17 protein-coding genes are annotated in these 13481 nt (G+C 61.0%); 7 read left to right on the forward strand and 10 right to left on the reverse strand.

The annotated features are described in order from the left end of the window. Positions 1 to 141: 141 nt before the first annotated feature. Positions 142 to 1533 (reverse strand): PRC-barrel domain-containing protein, encoded by a 1392-nt coding sequence (locus ACX3P0_RS08600; RefSeq protein ID WP_459087908.1) that lies wholly within the window; start codon positions 1531 to 1533, stop codon positions 142 to 144. A 249-nt stretch (positions 1534 to 1782) separates the two neighbouring features. On the opposite strand from ACX3P0_RS08600, the gene ACX3P0_RS08605 reads away from it, so the two are divergent. Then, entirely contained in the window at positions 1783 to 2700 is a 918-nt protein-coding gene (locus ACX3P0_RS08605; RefSeq protein WP_459087909.1) for a diacylglycerol/lipid kinase family protein, read from the forward strand. A 24-nt stretch (positions 2701 to 2724) separates the two neighbouring features. Here the strand turns inward: ACX3P0_RS08605 and ACX3P0_RS08610 are convergent, their stop codons facing one another. From ACX3P0_RS08610 to ACX3P0_RS08620, 3 genes are all read right to left on the reverse strand, one after another. Next, positions 2725 to 2916 (reverse strand): hypothetical protein, encoded by a 192-nt coding sequence (locus tag ACX3P0_RS08610; protein WP_459081509.1) that lies wholly within the window; start codon positions 2914 to 2916, stop codon positions 2725 to 2727. A gap of 83 nt (positions 2917 to 2999) precedes the next feature. Further along, entirely contained in the window at positions 3000 to 3461 is a 462-nt protein-coding gene (locus ACX3P0_RS08615) for a hypothetical protein (protein ID WP_459087910.1), read from the reverse strand. Between the two features lie 6 nt (positions 3462 to 3467). Next, on the reverse strand, positions 3468 to 3794 hold the full coding sequence (locus ACX3P0_RS08620) for a DUF883 family protein (protein WP_459088215.1): 327 nt from the start codon (positions 3792 to 3794) through the stop codon (positions 3468 to 3470). A gap of 183 nt (positions 3795 to 3977) precedes the next feature. Between ACX3P0_RS08620 and ACX3P0_RS08625 the strand changes: the two genes are divergently transcribed. Next, on the forward strand, positions 3978 to 4379 hold the full coding sequence (locus tag ACX3P0_RS08625) for a response regulator (protein ID WP_459081511.1): 402 nt from the start codon (positions 3978 to 3980) through the stop codon (positions 4377 to 4379). On the opposite strand, the gene ACX3P0_RS08630 is transcribed toward ACX3P0_RS08625, so the two are convergent. Together ACX3P0_RS08630 and ACX3P0_RS08635 are read right to left on the reverse strand one after the other, a co-directional pair. Next, a complete protein-coding gene (locus tag ACX3P0_RS08630; RefSeq protein ID WP_459081512.1) occupies positions 4352 to 4900 on the reverse strand; it encodes a sigma-70 family RNA polymerase sigma factor in 549 nt (182 codons plus the stop codon). The two genes, ACX3P0_RS08625 and ACX3P0_RS08630, sit on opposite strands and share 28 nt — an antisense overlap. Before the next feature lie 2 nt (positions 4901 to 4902). Next, the gene (locus ACX3P0_RS08635) at positions 4903 to 5097 is read right to left on the reverse strand and encodes a NepR family anti-sigma factor (RefSeq protein ID WP_459081513.1); all 195 of its coding nucleotides are present in this window, start codon (positions 5095 to 5097) and stop codon (positions 4903 to 4905) included. A 190-nt stretch (positions 5098 to 5287) separates the two neighbouring features. On the opposite strand from ACX3P0_RS08635, the gene ACX3P0_RS08640 reads away from it, so the two are divergent. The 5 genes from ACX3P0_RS08640 to ACX3P0_RS08660 all read left to right on the forward strand — a co-directional run bounded on the left by ACX3P0_RS08640 (position 5288) and on the right by ACX3P0_RS08660 (position 8330). Further along, positions 5288 to 6082: a response regulator gene (locus tag ACX3P0_RS08640; RefSeq protein ID WP_459087911.1), complete on the forward strand. Its 795-nt coding sequence runs from the start codon at positions 5288 to 5290 to the stop codon at positions 6080 to 6082. A 71-nt stretch (positions 6083 to 6153) separates the two neighbouring features. Further along, positions 6154 to 6318, forward strand: a complete 165-nt coding sequence (locus ACX3P0_RS08645) for a DUF1328 domain-containing protein (protein ID WP_459081516.1) — start codon at positions 6154 to 6156, stop codon at positions 6316 to 6318. 227 nt (positions 6319 to 6545) lie between these two features. After that, complete coding sequence (locus tag ACX3P0_RS08650; RefSeq protein ID WP_459087912.1) at positions 6546 to 7571, forward strand: sensor histidine kinase; 1026 nt, start codon at positions 6546 to 6548, stop codon at positions 7569 to 7571. 92 nt (positions 7572 to 7663) lie between these two features. Next, positions 7664 to 7837, forward strand: a complete 174-nt coding sequence (locus ACX3P0_RS08655) for an LPXTG cell wall anchor domain-containing protein (RefSeq protein ID WP_459087913.1) — start codon at positions 7664 to 7666, stop codon at positions 7835 to 7837. 247 nt (positions 7838 to 8084) lie between these two features. Continuing rightward, complete coding sequence (locus ACX3P0_RS08660) at positions 8085 to 8330, forward strand: YMGG-like glycine zipper-containing protein (RefSeq protein WP_459081520.1); 246 nt, start codon at positions 8085 to 8087, stop codon at positions 8328 to 8330. Positions 8331 to 8387: 57 nt separating this feature from the next. On the opposite strand, the gene ACX3P0_RS08665 is transcribed toward ACX3P0_RS08660, so the two are convergent. The 4 genes from ACX3P0_RS08665 to xylF form a co-directional block, all read right to left on the reverse strand. Further along, entirely contained in the window at positions 8388 to 10046 is a 1659-nt protein-coding gene (locus ACX3P0_RS08665; RefSeq protein ID WP_459087914.1) for a CHASE domain-containing protein, read from the reverse strand. A 123-nt stretch (positions 10047 to 10169) separates the two neighbouring features. Further along, positions 10170 to 10958 carry an ATP-binding cassette domain-containing protein gene (locus ACX3P0_RS08670; RefSeq protein WP_459081522.1) on the reverse strand — a complete coding sequence of 263 codons (789 nt, stop codon included), beginning with the start codon at positions 10956 to 10958 and terminating at the stop codon, positions 10170 to 10172. A 12-nt stretch (positions 10959 to 10970) separates the two neighbouring features. Then, entirely contained in the window at positions 10971 to 12287 is a 1317-nt protein-coding gene (locus ACX3P0_RS08675) for a sugar ABC transporter permease (RefSeq protein ID WP_459087915.1), read from the reverse strand. A 117-nt stretch (positions 12288 to 12404) separates the two neighbouring features. Next, positions 12405 to 13445: a D-xylose ABC transporter substrate-binding protein gene (xylF, locus tag ACX3P0_RS08680; protein ID WP_459087916.1), complete on the reverse strand. Its 1041-nt coding sequence runs from the start codon at positions 13443 to 13445 to the stop codon at positions 12405 to 12407. Positions 13446 to 13481: the final 36 nt, after the last annotated feature.

Raw genomic sequence — 13481 nt, forward strand, 5'->3', positions numbered from 1 at the left:
CTTCCTTCGTTCGCGGCAAGAATTACACTCCAAAAATGAACAATGCGAACGGCATGGTTCACGGTGAAGAGGGACCGATTCAAAAAAAGCCCGCGCCGGATAAGCGCGGGCTTTCGTCATTCAGGCTACCGAAGCGCGGTGCTACTGCAGCATCATGCGCTGCTCGTCGCGCTTTTGCGCATAGCTGCCCTTGTCATAGGGAGCCTGCTTCTCCAACTGGTCCTTGGTGAAGGCCGTATAGAGATATTTGTTGCCGTCCTTGTCGGTCATGAACTTCAGATTGTCCATGCCGACGGCAACTTGCTTCTCGCCCATGCCGAGGAACCCGCCAACGTCGACGATCACGGCGTCGACCTTGCCGTCGGTGGAAAGCGCGACATCGCCGATCTCACCGACATTGGCGTTGTCGGCGCCATAAACCGTCGTGCCCACCAGTTCCTTGCTGGTTATGTCACCGACCGGCATTTCGGTCAGGGCCGACTTGTCGATCGCAGCCGTTTGTGTCGCATCGGCGGTGGCGTCCGCAGCCGGCGCTTCCTGCGCCGTGTCCGTGGAAGGCGCGACTGTCGTGGTATCGGCCGGGGCCGCAGCCATGGGCGCCGGAGCGGTCACGTCGCTGGAGGCCGCTGCCGCAGGCGCTGGCGCGGGATCATAGGCCTTGCGGTCGAAGGCCGGCAGCGCCGTCAGTTCTTCCTTGCTGCCTTGGACAACCAGCCAGCGGTCGTTGTCCTTGGTCGCCCACTGCGCCTTGTCGTAGTCGAAGGCGACGCTCTTCTGGCCCAGGCCGAGGAAGCCGCCAACCCCGATGACGAGCGACTGCGCCTGGCCATCCTTGGCCACCACGATGTCGTTCACGTCGCCGATATTCTCGGCATCGTCGCCGGTACCATTATAGACGTTCTCGCCGATGATCTGGCTGGCAAGGTTACCCTCCGCCTTGACGACCGGGGCGGTATCCGCCGGAGCCGTCTCCGTCTGTGCCGTATCGGCCGAAGGGGCCGTTGCGGTGCCGTCTGCCGGCGCCGCGGGAGCCATGGCGCTGTCTGCCGGCGCTGTGGTTGTGGTATCGGCTGGAGCGGTAGCGGCCGGCGCCTGTGCAGCCGTGGGCTCATAAGGTGCCGGATCGAAGGCTGGCTGCGCCCTTAGTTCGTCCTTGCTGGTTTCGGCCACCAGCCAGCGGTCGCCGTTCTTTTCGGCCCACTGAAGCTTGCTGAAGTCATAGGCGACCTTCTTTTCGCCAAGGCCGAGGAAACCGCCGACGCCGATGACCATGGCTTTCGCCTTGCCGGCATCATCGAAAACCACATCGCTTACCTTGCCGATGCTTTCGGCATCGTCTGCGGTTCCGTTATAGACAGATTCACCGATGATATTGGTCGTGAGGCTGCCATTGGCGGGTGTTACGATGGCAGCGGGAGCCGTTGGCTGCACGGCCGGGATCGTCGTTTCAGCCGGCGCCGTGCTGTCCTGGGCGTAAGCCCCCGATACCAGAAGTGTTGCTAATGCGGTCGTAGCCATAAGTGTGCGGAACATGATAGTCTCTCCTTGTATGTGAAAACGTGCACGCCGCGTCCGTTGAACCGTCGCTGGGAATGTCGGGCGCGGCATCTGCACTTTCACAACGTCGCGACCCACTTCTTGTTCCGAATTTGCTGGGGTCGAATTGCTTCGAGTGTGCGGCCAGCCCAATCCGCCTTTTGGAAAAGGCAACTTTCCCGGCTTCGCGCCGTTCATCGAACAGCCGGCCATTCGCGCCGGCTTTATCGCGCGACGGGAGCGACCATGAAATTTGCGGCGGTGCTGAACCGGGACGGCGGGACGCTCAAAACAACCGATATGCCGGCCTTTTGCGAGCGCATGCGCGAAACGCTGGAAGCCGCCGGCCACTCCCTCACCGTCGATGTCGTCGAAGGCGGCGATATCGCCAAAGCCCTCGACCAGGCGGTCGCCAAACGCGGTATCGACGTGGTTTTGGCAGGCGGCGGCGACGGAACGATTTCAGCTGCTGCGGCACGCCTGATGGGAAAACGCAAGGCGCTCGCCATCCTTCCCGCCGGCACCATGAACCTGTTCGCGCGCGGGCTCGGCATTCCCCAGAACATGGACGATGCCATAAAGGCGTTTGCCGGGGGCCGGATCATGCCCGTCGACCTGGCGAGCGCCAACGGCGAACCTTTTGTCCATCAATTCTCGATCGGCATGCACGCCAAAATGGTGCAGTTGCGCGACAGGATGGAGTTCGGCTCGCGGCTGGGCAAAATCCGGGCTTCGGCCCGCGCGGCGTGGACGATCCTCAACGACCCGCCATCCATGCAAGTGACGCTGGCCATCGGTGAAACGAAGACGAGGCTTCGCACCAGCGCAATCGGCATCACCAATAATCTGTTTGGCGAAAGCACGCTGCCCTATGCCGAAAACCCCGCCGGCGGCACGCTCGGGGTCTATGTGACCACGACGCGGCAGCGGGGCGAACTGATCCGGTTCTTTCTCGGCGTCGCGCGCGGAAAATGGCGCGACAACCAGCATGTCGACATCACCCGGACCGACAAAGTGGTTCTGGAAATCCATTCGGCCAGCAAAAAGTTGTATGCGGCCATGGACGGGGAATTGATAAAGCTGAAGCCGGAAACCGTCTTCGAAATCCATCCCGGCGCGCTCAACGCGCTGGTGCCGCAGGCCACGCCATCCAAGGCGGAGTAAAACCTGTTCCACAGGCCCGCATGGTCAGCCTTTCGGAATCTGCCCCTGGCTAGTGCCAGTGTCGCCGGCAGGCGTCGTGTTGTCTATCGTTTCGCCGTAAAACTCGGCGGCTCCCCATGCTATGGTGGCCAGAACGAGCGCGATAATCAGGACCCAGAGAACCCGAAGGCCCCTGCCCCCCTGCCTGGCTTTCTGCCCGGGAATGATTTTGGTCATCGTCGGCCTCCATGTCCTTGTGCCCATGGAACGCCAGGGCACGCAGGATAATGGTCGCCTGCCGGTAAGGTTCCGGGCACGCTCTATTCCGGGCGATCCGGTCCGGTGTCACCGTCGGTCTTTGTGTTCTCGCGATAGATCGCATAGGCGGCGGCAGCTATTGCAGGCATCAGAAGGGCGCCAAGCCCTCCCTTGCCGCGCAGCAGCGTCGGCACAACCGCCAGTGCGGCGGTAACGCCGACCGCCGTCATGTCGGTCTTGCGGCTCTTCACCTGCCGTTCACGCCGGCTGCCGGCGGTAAGCTTGAAAATCAGGAGGATCAGCCCGCCCAGAACCAGAAAGCCAGCCCCGAAACAAAGGGCAGCGGTAACGGCGCCATGGATACGGGCCACATAAATGTAGGCCGCGCCGACCAGAAAGCCCACTCCGCACAGTGCAGCCACCGACGAAAGAGCATAGGCGATGAGGGCCAGGCGCGCACGCCGCAGGGCGGCAACCGTTTCGCCCGAGGCCAGTCCCGCGATCAGCGATGCAAGCGTCCCCATGGGCGGTTAGCGACGCGTAAGCAGGGCAAAAAGGAATCCGACGCCGGCAGCGATGGCCAGCGAGGTGACCGGCTTTTCACGCACGCCGGCGACGATCTGCGCCTCGATATCCTGTGCGTTTCCGCGTAGCGATCCCAGCGCTGCTTCGCCCTGCGCCCGAAGTTGCTCGACGCCTTCCGTCGCGGCGCGCTTGGCCGCGCCATAACCGTGCTCGCCGGTCGCGGCTAGCTGCTTGGTAAGTTGCTCTATATCGGCCTTGAGCTGGCGGATATCCGCTTCCATATCCGCATTCGGGTTGCCGATATTCTCGGACTTTCCAGTAGCTGCCATTATCTGCTCCTTCATTTGCCCGGTATGAACGTCCGGTGCGGGCCAAGGTTCCGTCGTTCCCCATTGAAGGGGTGCCGATGCGATTATGTCGCGTTGCAGCATTTTGTGAAGCGGGAGTGTCATTTTTAAATGACGCTCCGCCGAATTTCCTCCATGAGGAGCCGCCAACGGATGGAGTTAACCTATTTGTCATCATTGCTTGACGGCCTGCGCATTCTCCTCCTCGAAGACGAGTTGCTGATCGCCATGGACGTGGAACAGCTTTGCATCGACCATGGCGCAAGCGAAGTCACGATCGTGCGAAGCCTGGACGGGCTGGATCAGGCCGGCATTGCCGGTCGGTACGACGCCGCCATCGTCGATCTGATGCTGGGAGGCGTCTCCACCCTCGATTTCGCGCAACGCCTCAAGGACTGCGCGGTGCCGTTCGTTTTTGCGACCGGCTATTCGGAAACCGACGAAATCCGGTCGATCTTTCCCGGCATCGCACTCATTGAAAAGCCCTATGCCGGCGCCGATCTGGTCGAAGCGGTCGCGGCGAGCTTCCGCCGGCCGAGCCCTCAGTTGGTCGATATGCCCATTACCTGAGCGGAGATCGCATCCGGCCCGTACTCGTCCTCGCCGGATATTTTCAGGATTTCCTGAAGCTTCGAGCGCGCGCGGCTGACCCGGCTCTTGATCGTGCCGACCGCGCAGCCGCAAATTTCCGCGGCTTCTTCGTAGGAGAAGCCTGACGCTCCAATCAAAACGATCGCTTCGCGCTGGTCTTCCGGCAACCGTTCCAGCGCGGAGCGAAAATCCTTGAGGTCGAGTTGCCCGTGCTGGGCAGGATGAACGGCCAGCCGCGCGGTCATGATGCCGTCGCTATCCTGCACCTCGCGGCCGCGCTTGCGCATCTGCGAATAAAATTCGTTCCGCAAGATAGTGAACAGCCAGGCCTTGAGATTGGTGCCCATCTGGAAGCTTTCATGCTTGTCCCAGGCCTTCACCAAAGTCTCCTGGACCAGATCGTCCGCCTTGTCGGCGTTCTGCGACAGTGACACCGCAAACGCTCGCAAACTCGGAATGGATGCGAGCAAATCCGTCTTGAATGCCTGTGAGACGGCCATCGTCACCCCTTCTTCGCTGAGGGCTCGGCCTGTTCCAACTGCGTGAGCAACTGGGCGAAGCGATCCGGCACCTCATCGGAGACCAGATCGTCGTAATATTGCTTCAATTTTCGGCCGATTTCTGAATTCGGCCCCAATGGATCACCAAACGGGCCTCGACGCACGGCGCCCGCCGGATATTGTGTTTTTTCTTTCATCAGTCCCCCAACAGGCCCAAAACGCTATTCCCCGCTTGTTTATGCACATACAACGCCCGATAACGCCAGTCGGCGAAAGAAGTTCCCGCCTGACGGAACTTTTTACACCGCCTCACGTTTGTAAGACCGGGCTTGCAATCCGACCGGCCTGCATCCTGTTCGAAGACGTCATTTGAGGGAAACATCAACCATGAGCCTATCCGCGACAATTGCACCGCATCTGCCATTCTTGCGCCGCTTCTCGCGCGCGGTTTCCGGTTCGCAGGAGAGCGGCGACGCGCTCGTAGCAGCCATGCTCGAAGCCATCATCGCCGATGTGGAGATCTATCCGCAAGCTTCCAGCGAGCGCATCGCGCTCTACAAGATTTTTGCCAAGCTGTTCACGTCGATCGCCATCCGGGTTCCGCAAGAGCAGGCCCAGTCGGCATGGGAGCAACACGCCGCCGCCAATTTGAACGCATTGGCGCCGCTGCCGCGTCAGGCTTTCCTGCTGGTCGCAGTCGAAGGCTTTTCGGAACAGGAAGCCGCCGAAATTCTCGGCGTCGGCGAAGACGATTTTTCGGACCTGCTTTCGCAGGCCAGCAACGAAATCTCCCGCCAGGTGGCAACCGACATCCTGATTATCGAAGACGAACCCCTGATCGCCATGGATATCGAAGAGATGGTGGAAAGCCTGGGGCACCGCGTTGTCGGCACCGCGCGCACCCACAGTGAAGCGGTCGCGCTTTTTGGCAAGACCCGCCCGAAAATGGTGCTGGCGGATATTCAGCTTGCCGATGGAAGTTCGGGCATCGATGCCGTCAACGAAATCCTGTCGTCGACCTCCGTCCCGGTCATCTTCATTACGGCATTCCCCGAACGCCTCCTCACCGGCGAGCGCCCGGAACCGGCGTTCCTGGTCACCAAGCCGTTTAACCCCGATATGGTCAAGGCACTGATCAGCCAGGCCCTGTTCTTCGACAGGCAGGCAAAAGTGGCGGCCTGACCGGTCAAGACTTTACGGCGGAACAATTAGCTTGGCATCGCGTTTTGCCTGTAACAATTACAAGGTGGATCATGCTTTATTGGGCGCTTGTATTTCTGGTGGTGGCAATCATTGCCGGCGCGTTGGGTTTTGGCGGGATAGCAGGCGCATCGGCGGGACTGGCCAAGATTCTTTTCTTCATCTTCCTGGCGTTCTTGGTGATTTCGCTTATTGCCGGCATTTTCAGGCGAGCATGAGCGCAGGGAGCATTTAAGGGAATGTTCTCGTGCGGACTGCAGGACGCTCCAATGCCAAACTGGAAGCCGCCCCCCTCAAACGGTTTCCAGCCGCCGCCGGGTGATATTCTTCGGGATGTCGCCCGGCGGAACTTTTATCGCAACTCCTTTCCGGCTTGGACCAAGGTCCACTGGAACCCTATCCCGTCACAGCCGTTCAGCTGGTCATGTAGTAAACTGGTTGGCAGATGATTTCCGAAGCCGGAGACGGCCATAAAGCCCATGCAGGCGATGAAATCGTCGCGTTGCCCGCTGAAAGGGAAGCGCAGCTTGACCGTGCCTTGCTTCACGCGCTGCGCAATGCCGGTATTTCAGTGCTCTATCAGGATCGCACCCTCAACGTCGTCTGGTTCCGCAATATGCGCACGCCATTGGCGACGGAAGAGACCGCCGGCGGGGCGATGACGCCCATGCAGGGGGAGCGGATCGACGCTGCCCGCCGCGATGTTCTGGCTTCGGGTAATCCCTTGCGCCTCGAGATAAACGGTCCCGGCCCCAACGGCCTGCGGTGGTTCGAGATATGGATCGATGCCGACCGGGATGACGATGGCTCGATCGTCGGCGTGGTAACCACGAAAGTCGAGATGACGGAACAGAAGCGGCGCGAACAGACGCTGAAGACCCTGCTGCGCGAAGTCAGCCACCGATCGAAGAACCTCCTCGCGATCATTCAGAGCATCGCCACCCAGACCGGACGCTATTCCGACACCCTAGCCGAGTTTCTCGCGCGGTTCCGGGGGCGCCTGCATTCGCTGTCGTCGTCGCAGGATCTGGTGACGTCGTCGAACTGGCGCGGCGCGGAACTGCATGAACTCGTTTCCGGACAAGTCAGCCGTTATGGTGCCAATCCGAAGCTGAGCCTCCGGTTCAGTGGCGACAATCCTTACCTTAATCCCAACGCCGCGCTGCATATCGGCCTTGCCATGCACGAATTGGCGGTCAATTCGGTCAGCTACGGCGCACTTTCACAGCCCGACGGCTTTGTGGAAATCACGGCGCGGCTGCTGACGTCCGACACTGGCGAAAAAACGCTCTCGCTGGTCTGGATAGAAATCGTCGGCATCAACACCCGCCATGAGCACAAGAAGTTCGGCAGCGTTGCTTTGGAACGGATCGTGCCTTCGTCGCTGAACGGAACATCGTCGCTCGAGATCGTGGGCGGCCGGCTGGAGTATCGGTTGACCGTTCCGCAAGGCAATTTCGAAACGGATTAGGACCAATTCCGCTCTGTTAACGTACCATTTACCATAAATGCCGATGCTGGCTTTGCAGGCCGATCGTGGCTATTCATCGGATGGAGGCGGGCTTGACTGTCACCGATATGAACAGACTGGAACACGCCGCCCGCCTTTCGATGGGCGGGTTCGCCGATGCCGATGCGCCTGCCAAACCCTTGCCGCACACCGGCAATTTTCGCGTCGCGGCACTCGCAGTCGTTGCGATAGCGTTGCTCGTGCTGGGCGCATTCGTCTGGGCCTAGGCCTGCAGCGCAACCGATTTAAGCTCGCCCCGAGAAAAAACCTTGCAGGCAATGAAATCGCGCGTGGAACATTCCGTGCGTCAGAGCGTTCCTGAACTCAACAACCACAGACCCGATCTTCGAAGGCGGGAGAGCCTTTTCACCAAGCTGTATCTCCCTTCAGGGGGTGCTAGGCAGATTCCACGGTCGCATGATATAGAAGCGCCGGGACGGTCATCGAGAGACAGAAAATGAGAGGAGTGCGTTTATGAGGAAAATAGCTCTTGCCCTGGTGGCGATAGTTGCATTGAGCGGTTGCACCACGACCGAACAGGACGTTGGTGTCGGAACCGCAGCCGGCGCGGTCATTGGCGGCATTGCCGGTGGCGGCAAGGGCGCGCTGATCGGCGCGGCCGTAGGCGCTGGTTCAGGCCTTTTGGTGCGCAACCTTCGTAATGGCTATTGCCAGTACAGGGATCATAACGGCCGCATCTATACCGCTCGCTGCAGATAATCCGCGATTACATCGCTACCAATAAAAGGCCGGCTCGACCGGCCTTTTTTTCGACGGTTACTCGGGCAGCGGGATAATAATTGCGACCTTCAGCCCATCCTGCTTGAAATCGCGGATGATGGAACCGCCCAGTTCGCGCGTAATGTTGATGTCGATCAGTTTGGTGCCGAAGCCCGTCTCGACAGGAGCTTCCAGCTGCTTCTGACCCGTTTCCTGCCAGTCGAGCATGAGCTTGCGGCTGCGCGAACGCCCTTCAAGCCGCCAGCGTATCCTGATTGCGTCCGCCAGTTTGCCGGCATCGCCATATTTCAAGGCATTGGTAGCCAGTTCGTGAAAAGTCAGGCCAAGCGCCTGCGTCGTCGTCTCATCCAGCAGGACCTGCGGCCCAGCCAGCAGGCTGTCCGGCAAATCCTTTCCGAAAACCTGGCCAAGCTCGATGCGCAACAGGTCGCCCAGGTCCGCCTTCTGCCAGCGCGAGCGCGTCAGCATGTCCTGGGAAGCGGCCATCGCCTGCAACCTTGCCGAGAACGACGACGCGAATTCGCCGATCCCGTCTGATCCCGCCGCGGTCTGGCGCGCGATGGCAAGAACGCGCGCAATCAAATTCTTGATGCGGTGCTTCATCTCCTGAAGCATCAGTTCCTTTTCCAGCAGGCTCTTCTCGGTTGTCTCATGCAGCGACGACGCCGCCTCGTAGGCCCGTTGCTGGAAGCGGGCAACCAGCGCGATCGCACCCGCAAGCAACAGGCCCAAAAGCCCCAGCATGACGGGTATGGCGCCAGACGACGGCGGCGAGAACGTGCTTGTCGGCCGGAAAAGAACTTTCCACTTCCTGTCTGCCACGGTGAGTTCTCTCGTCACCAGAAGCTTCTCGCCGAGGCCCGACGACGGCGGCGTCTCGGACCGAAACAGAAGATTGTCCTTGGCATCGCCATCGTCATAAATTTCGACATTAACCGGCAGCAACGGCGCCTTGTTGAGCGCAACCTGGAACAATTGCGCGCTGCGGAAAACCGCATAGAGAACGCCACTGGGAGCGTGGCTGGCCGCCACCCCCTGACCTGGCGCCCCACCTTGACCCGGCGTCACACCTTTCCCCGGTGTCGGTTCCTCCCCAATGCGTAAAAACGCCAGGAACCCGGTAAACAGATCGCCGCTTCCCGAGACCTTGCCCAGGGTAAGCCGCCCGGTTGCGTGCGGCTCATCGTCCAGCAGGGCGCGCTTGATCGCCGGCTTGCGCAGGGGATCGGTCAGCATGTCATAGCCTAGCCCCGCCATCTTGCCGCTGGCCAGAGGTCCGAAAAGAACGGTAGGCGCCCGCCAGTCGGATTTCGAAGCCGGAAAGATCGCCCGGTCGAGCCCGTAATTGGCGCGGATTTCCTGCTCCGCGCCTGCTTCGTCGCCGGCTTTTACCAATCGCAAATAGCCAATGCCGCGCAGCCCGGCAAAATTCTGGTCGACATCGATGGCCCTGAAAAACCCATCGAACTCGTGACGGGAAATTTCCCCGTGGCGGGCATCGATCAGGGCCTGCGTCGTTCGCAACAGGGACAAATGCAGGTTGATGCGGCTCTCGATGCGGGAGAGCGCATCGTCGGCGGTCGCCTCGAACTTGATCCGGGCCGCTTCCTGCGTCGCGAAATAAGCGAACCCCGCCATGGTCAGGCTGATAAGCGCTACCGCAACGAACGCGACGATCGGAAAAAGCTTCTTCAACTGCAGATTTGACCCATGAATACTCCAAGCCTTCTTATCCTGTTCACAGGCTAACACAAAGCAGGAGGGTTCACGCCAAAAATGCACGCAATGGTTGTCCAAGACACGTTATAGGCGAATCAATCAGGCAGCGATCTTCAGGGCGCCGGGGCCGGGAATTGCGCCGGGCGGGCATTTACCCAGGATGATCATGCCAAGCACCTCGTCCTGGGTGACGTCGGTGGTGCGCGCCGTGCCGACGACCTGCCCGTTTTTCATGACGCAGACCCGGTCGGCCAGATCGAAGACGTCGTGGATATCGTGGCTGATCAGGAAGATGCCGATGCCGTCGGCTTTCAACTGCTTCACCAGTTCGCCGACCTGCGCCGTCTCCTGTGGGCCAAGTGCGGCCGTCGGTTCGTCCATGATCAGGATACGGGCGTTGAACAGGATGGCGCGCGCGATGGCCACCGACTGGCGCTGGCCGCCGGATAGCTTGATAACCGGTTCCTTGAAGCGCTGGAAGCGCGGGTTGAGCCGGCCCATGACCTTGCGCGCTTCCGCCTCCATAGCGCCGTCGTCCAGCGTGCCCCAACTCGTCATCAGTTCCCGGCCGAGGAAGAGATTGGCTGCGGCATCGACATTGTCGGCCAGCGCCAGCGATTGGTAGATCGTCTCGATCCCGTATTTCTTGGCGTCGCGCGGGTTGGAGATCGAGGCTTCCTCGCCATTGACAAAGATATGGCCGCCGTCGCGCTTGTAAGCGCCGGACAGGATCTTGATCAGCGTCGACTTGCCTGCCCCATTATGGCCGAGCAGCGCCATCACCTCGCCCGGGAAAAGATCGACGGAGGCGTCGTCGACGGCACGGATGCCGCCAAAGGCGATGGAGATATTCTTCAGGTCGATGAGCGGCGTACGGGTTTCTTCCATGATGAATTCTCCCTACACGCGCTTTTTGTAGACAGTGTCGAGCCATACGGCGAGGACCAGCACCGCGCCGACCACGATCGATTGCAGCGGCGAATCGATGCCCAGCAGCACCATGCCGGACTGGAGCGACTGCATCAAAAGCGCGCCAAGCATGGCCCCGATGATCGTGCCGGAGCCGCCGGCCAATGACGTGCCGCCGATCACCGCAGCCGCGATCACCAGCAACTCGTCCAGCGTGCCAAGCGCATTGGTCGAAGCGTTGAGGCGCGCCGAGGAAATGGCGGAACTGACCGCCGCCAGAATGCCCATGATCATGAACACCTTGACCGTTACCCAGCGCGTGTTGATGCCGGCAAGTTCGGCCGCTTCCGGATTGCCGCCAATGGCGAAGACGTAGCGGCCAAAGCGGGTGCGGCTGGTGATGAAGGTCATGACGATGCCCACCGCAATCGCGATGAGCACGGGTATGGCGATGCCGTGGGCGATGAACAGGCCGCCTTCGGGAACGGTTATGCCATTCTGCTCTGCATATCGGCGCACGATGCCGATGGGCCAGGGATAGGAATTGGCGACCCAGACCGCACCGAGGATGGCGGCGCAGGAGACCGCGCCCAGAAACGCTTCCGCCCATACCGGGCGCAAGGGGAATTTGAAGCGCTTGCGCTGCGCCCTGCCGTTGAGCAGCATGAGCACCACGGCGACACAGGCGACGATTGCCACCACCCAGCTCCAGGTAGCGCCGATGGAACCGCGCGGACCGCCGCCCATCAACTGGAAGGTGGCGTCAAGCGGCGCGACCGTCTGCCCGCTGGTGATCATCCATGCCATGCCGCGCCAGACCAGCAGGCCGCCCAGCGTGACGATAAAGGAAGGAACTTCAAGATAGGCGATGATGACGCCTTGCAGGCCGCCTATGGCCATCCCCAGCAAAAGCCCGCAGGCGAGCGCGATGATCCAGATGAACGGGTTGCCCGATTGCAGGCCGACCACATGGATCAGGAGCACGGCCTGCGCCACGCCCATGACCATCCCGATCACGCCTTCGGCGGACCCGACCGAGAGATCGATGTTGCGCGTGACAATGACCAGCACCATGCCCGTTGCCATGATGGCGACGGACGACGTCTGCACCGAAAGGTTCCACAAATTGCGCGGTGTCAGGAAAAGACCGCCCGACAGGAGGTGGATGCCCACCCAGATGACCAGGAGGGCGCCTACCATGCCTAGCATGCGCGTATCGAGTTCGGTCGCCTTCAGGAAACGGGCCACCGCACCGAGTTCGGAAGCGCGCGCGCCTTCAGCCGGTGCGCTCGTCGTCGTGTCGGCCATGGTTTCCTCCCACCGGCTGTCGGATCGCAATGCTACTGGCTTTTGGATTTTTCTTAAAGGCCGTCGCGCCCACGAGAGCGCGACGGTCGACCAGCGACGGTTTCTCGCCGCCGGTTTTTAGTTGCAGGCCGCGACGGTGCCCGCCTTGACCCCGGCGCAGGCCGCGTCCTTGGAAATCCAGCCGGCGTCGATGACGACGTTCAGATTATCCTTGGTGATGGCGACGGGCGTCAGGAACAGCGACTTGACCGTGTTTCCGCCAGGCGTGGTGAAATCTTTCACGCCGGGAATATCGGTCATGGCCTTGCCGTCCGCGAGTTGCGAGGCGATTTCGGCGGCATTCTTGCCGAGTTCGCGCGCGTCCTTCCACACCGACACGGTCTGCGTGCCGAGCGCGATGCGGTTGAGGGCGGCATGGTCGCCGTCCTGGCCCGAAACCGGCACGGTGCCGGCCAGCCCCTGCGCCGTCAGCGCTGCGACGACGCCGCCGGCGGTGCCGTCATTGGCCGCCACCACCGCATCGACCTTGTTGTCGTTGGCGGTCAGGAACTGCTCCATGTTCTTCTGCGCGTTGGCCGGCAGCCAGCCATCGGTATAGGCCTCGCCGACATTCTTGATCTTGCCCGCGTCGATGGCCGGCTTCAGCACTTCCATCGAGCCGGCAAAGAGGAAGTCGGCGTTTGGATCGGCGCCCGAGCCCTTGATGAAGACGTAGTTGCCTTCCGGCTTCACCTTGAACACTTCGCGGGCCTGCATACGGCCGACTTCCTTGTTGTCGAAGGTGAGGTAGAACACGTCCTTGTTCTCGATCAGGCGGTCGTAACCGACGACCGGGATGCCCTCGTCCAGCGCCTTCTGCACGGCCGGGCCGATGGCCGAGGCGTCCTGCGCCAGAATGATCAGCGCGGTGGCACCCTGCGAGATCAGGCTCTCCACATCGGTAAGCTGCTTGGCCGGGCTCGATTGCGCATCGGCGGAAATGTATTTGTCGCCAGCCGCCTCGATCGCCTTCTTCATCGCGGCTTCATCGGTCTTCCAACGCTCTTCCTGGAAGTTCGACCACGAGACGCCGATGACCTTGTCCTTCGCCTGGGCCAACGACACTAGCGTCATCGACAGCGCAGCACCCGCCAGAATGGCGGCAGTGAATTTCCTCATGACATCCTCCCTGCGCCGCGTGTGGCGCGACCTTGT

The sequence above is a fragment of the Mesorhizobium sp. A556 genome, from assembly GCF_054489545.1.

Bases quoted from the DNA above. Each gene is read 5' to 3' on its own strand.
- ACX3P0_RS08600 (WP_459087908.1), bottom strand. From the start codon at position 1,533: ATGTTCCGCACACTTATGGCTACGACCGCATTAGCAACACTTCTGGTA.
- ACX3P0_RS08605 (WP_459087909.1), top strand. From the start codon at position 1,783: ATGAAATTTGCGGCGGTGCTGAACCGGGACGGCGGGACGCTCAAAACA.
- ACX3P0_RS08610 (WP_459081509.1), bottom strand. From the start codon at position 2,916: ATGACCAAAATCATTCCCGGGCAGAAAGCCAGGCAGGGGGGCAGGGGC.
- ACX3P0_RS08615 (WP_459087910.1), bottom strand. From the start codon at position 3,461: ATGGGGACGCTTGCATCGCTGATCGCGGGACTGGCCTCGGGCGAAACG.
- ACX3P0_RS08630 (WP_459081512.1), bottom strand. From the start codon at position 4,900: ATGGCCGTCTCACAGGCATTCAAGACGGATTTGCTCGCATCCATTCCG.
- ACX3P0_RS08635 (WP_459081513.1), bottom strand. From the start codon at position 5,097: ATGAAAGAAAAAACACAATATCCGGCGGGCGCCGTGCGTCGAGGCCCG.
- ACX3P0_RS08640 (WP_459087911.1), top strand. From the start codon at position 5,288: ATGAGCCTATCCGCGACAATTGCACCGCATCTGCCATTCTTGCGCCGC.
- ACX3P0_RS08645 (WP_459081516.1), top strand. From the start codon at position 6,154: ATGCTTTATTGGGCGCTTGTATTTCTGGTGGTGGCAATCATTGCCGGC.
- ACX3P0_RS08650 (WP_459087912.1), top strand. From the start codon at position 6,546: ATGATTTCCGAAGCCGGAGACGGCCATAAAGCCCATGCAGGCGATGAA.
- ACX3P0_RS08660 (WP_459081520.1), top strand. From the start codon at position 8,085: ATGAGGAAAATAGCTCTTGCCCTGGTGGCGATAGTTGCATTGAGCGGT.
- ACX3P0_RS08670 (WP_459081522.1), bottom strand. From the start codon at position 10,958: ATGGAAGAAACCCGTACGCCGCTCATCGACCTGAAGAATATCTCCATC.
- ACX3P0_RS08675 (WP_459087915.1), bottom strand. From the start codon at position 12,287: ATGGCCGACACGACGACGAGCGCACCGGCTGAAGGCGCGCGCGCTTCC.
- xylF (WP_459087916.1), bottom strand. From the start codon at position 13,445: ATGAGGAAATTCACTGCCGCCATTCTGGCGGGTGCTGCGCTGTCGATG.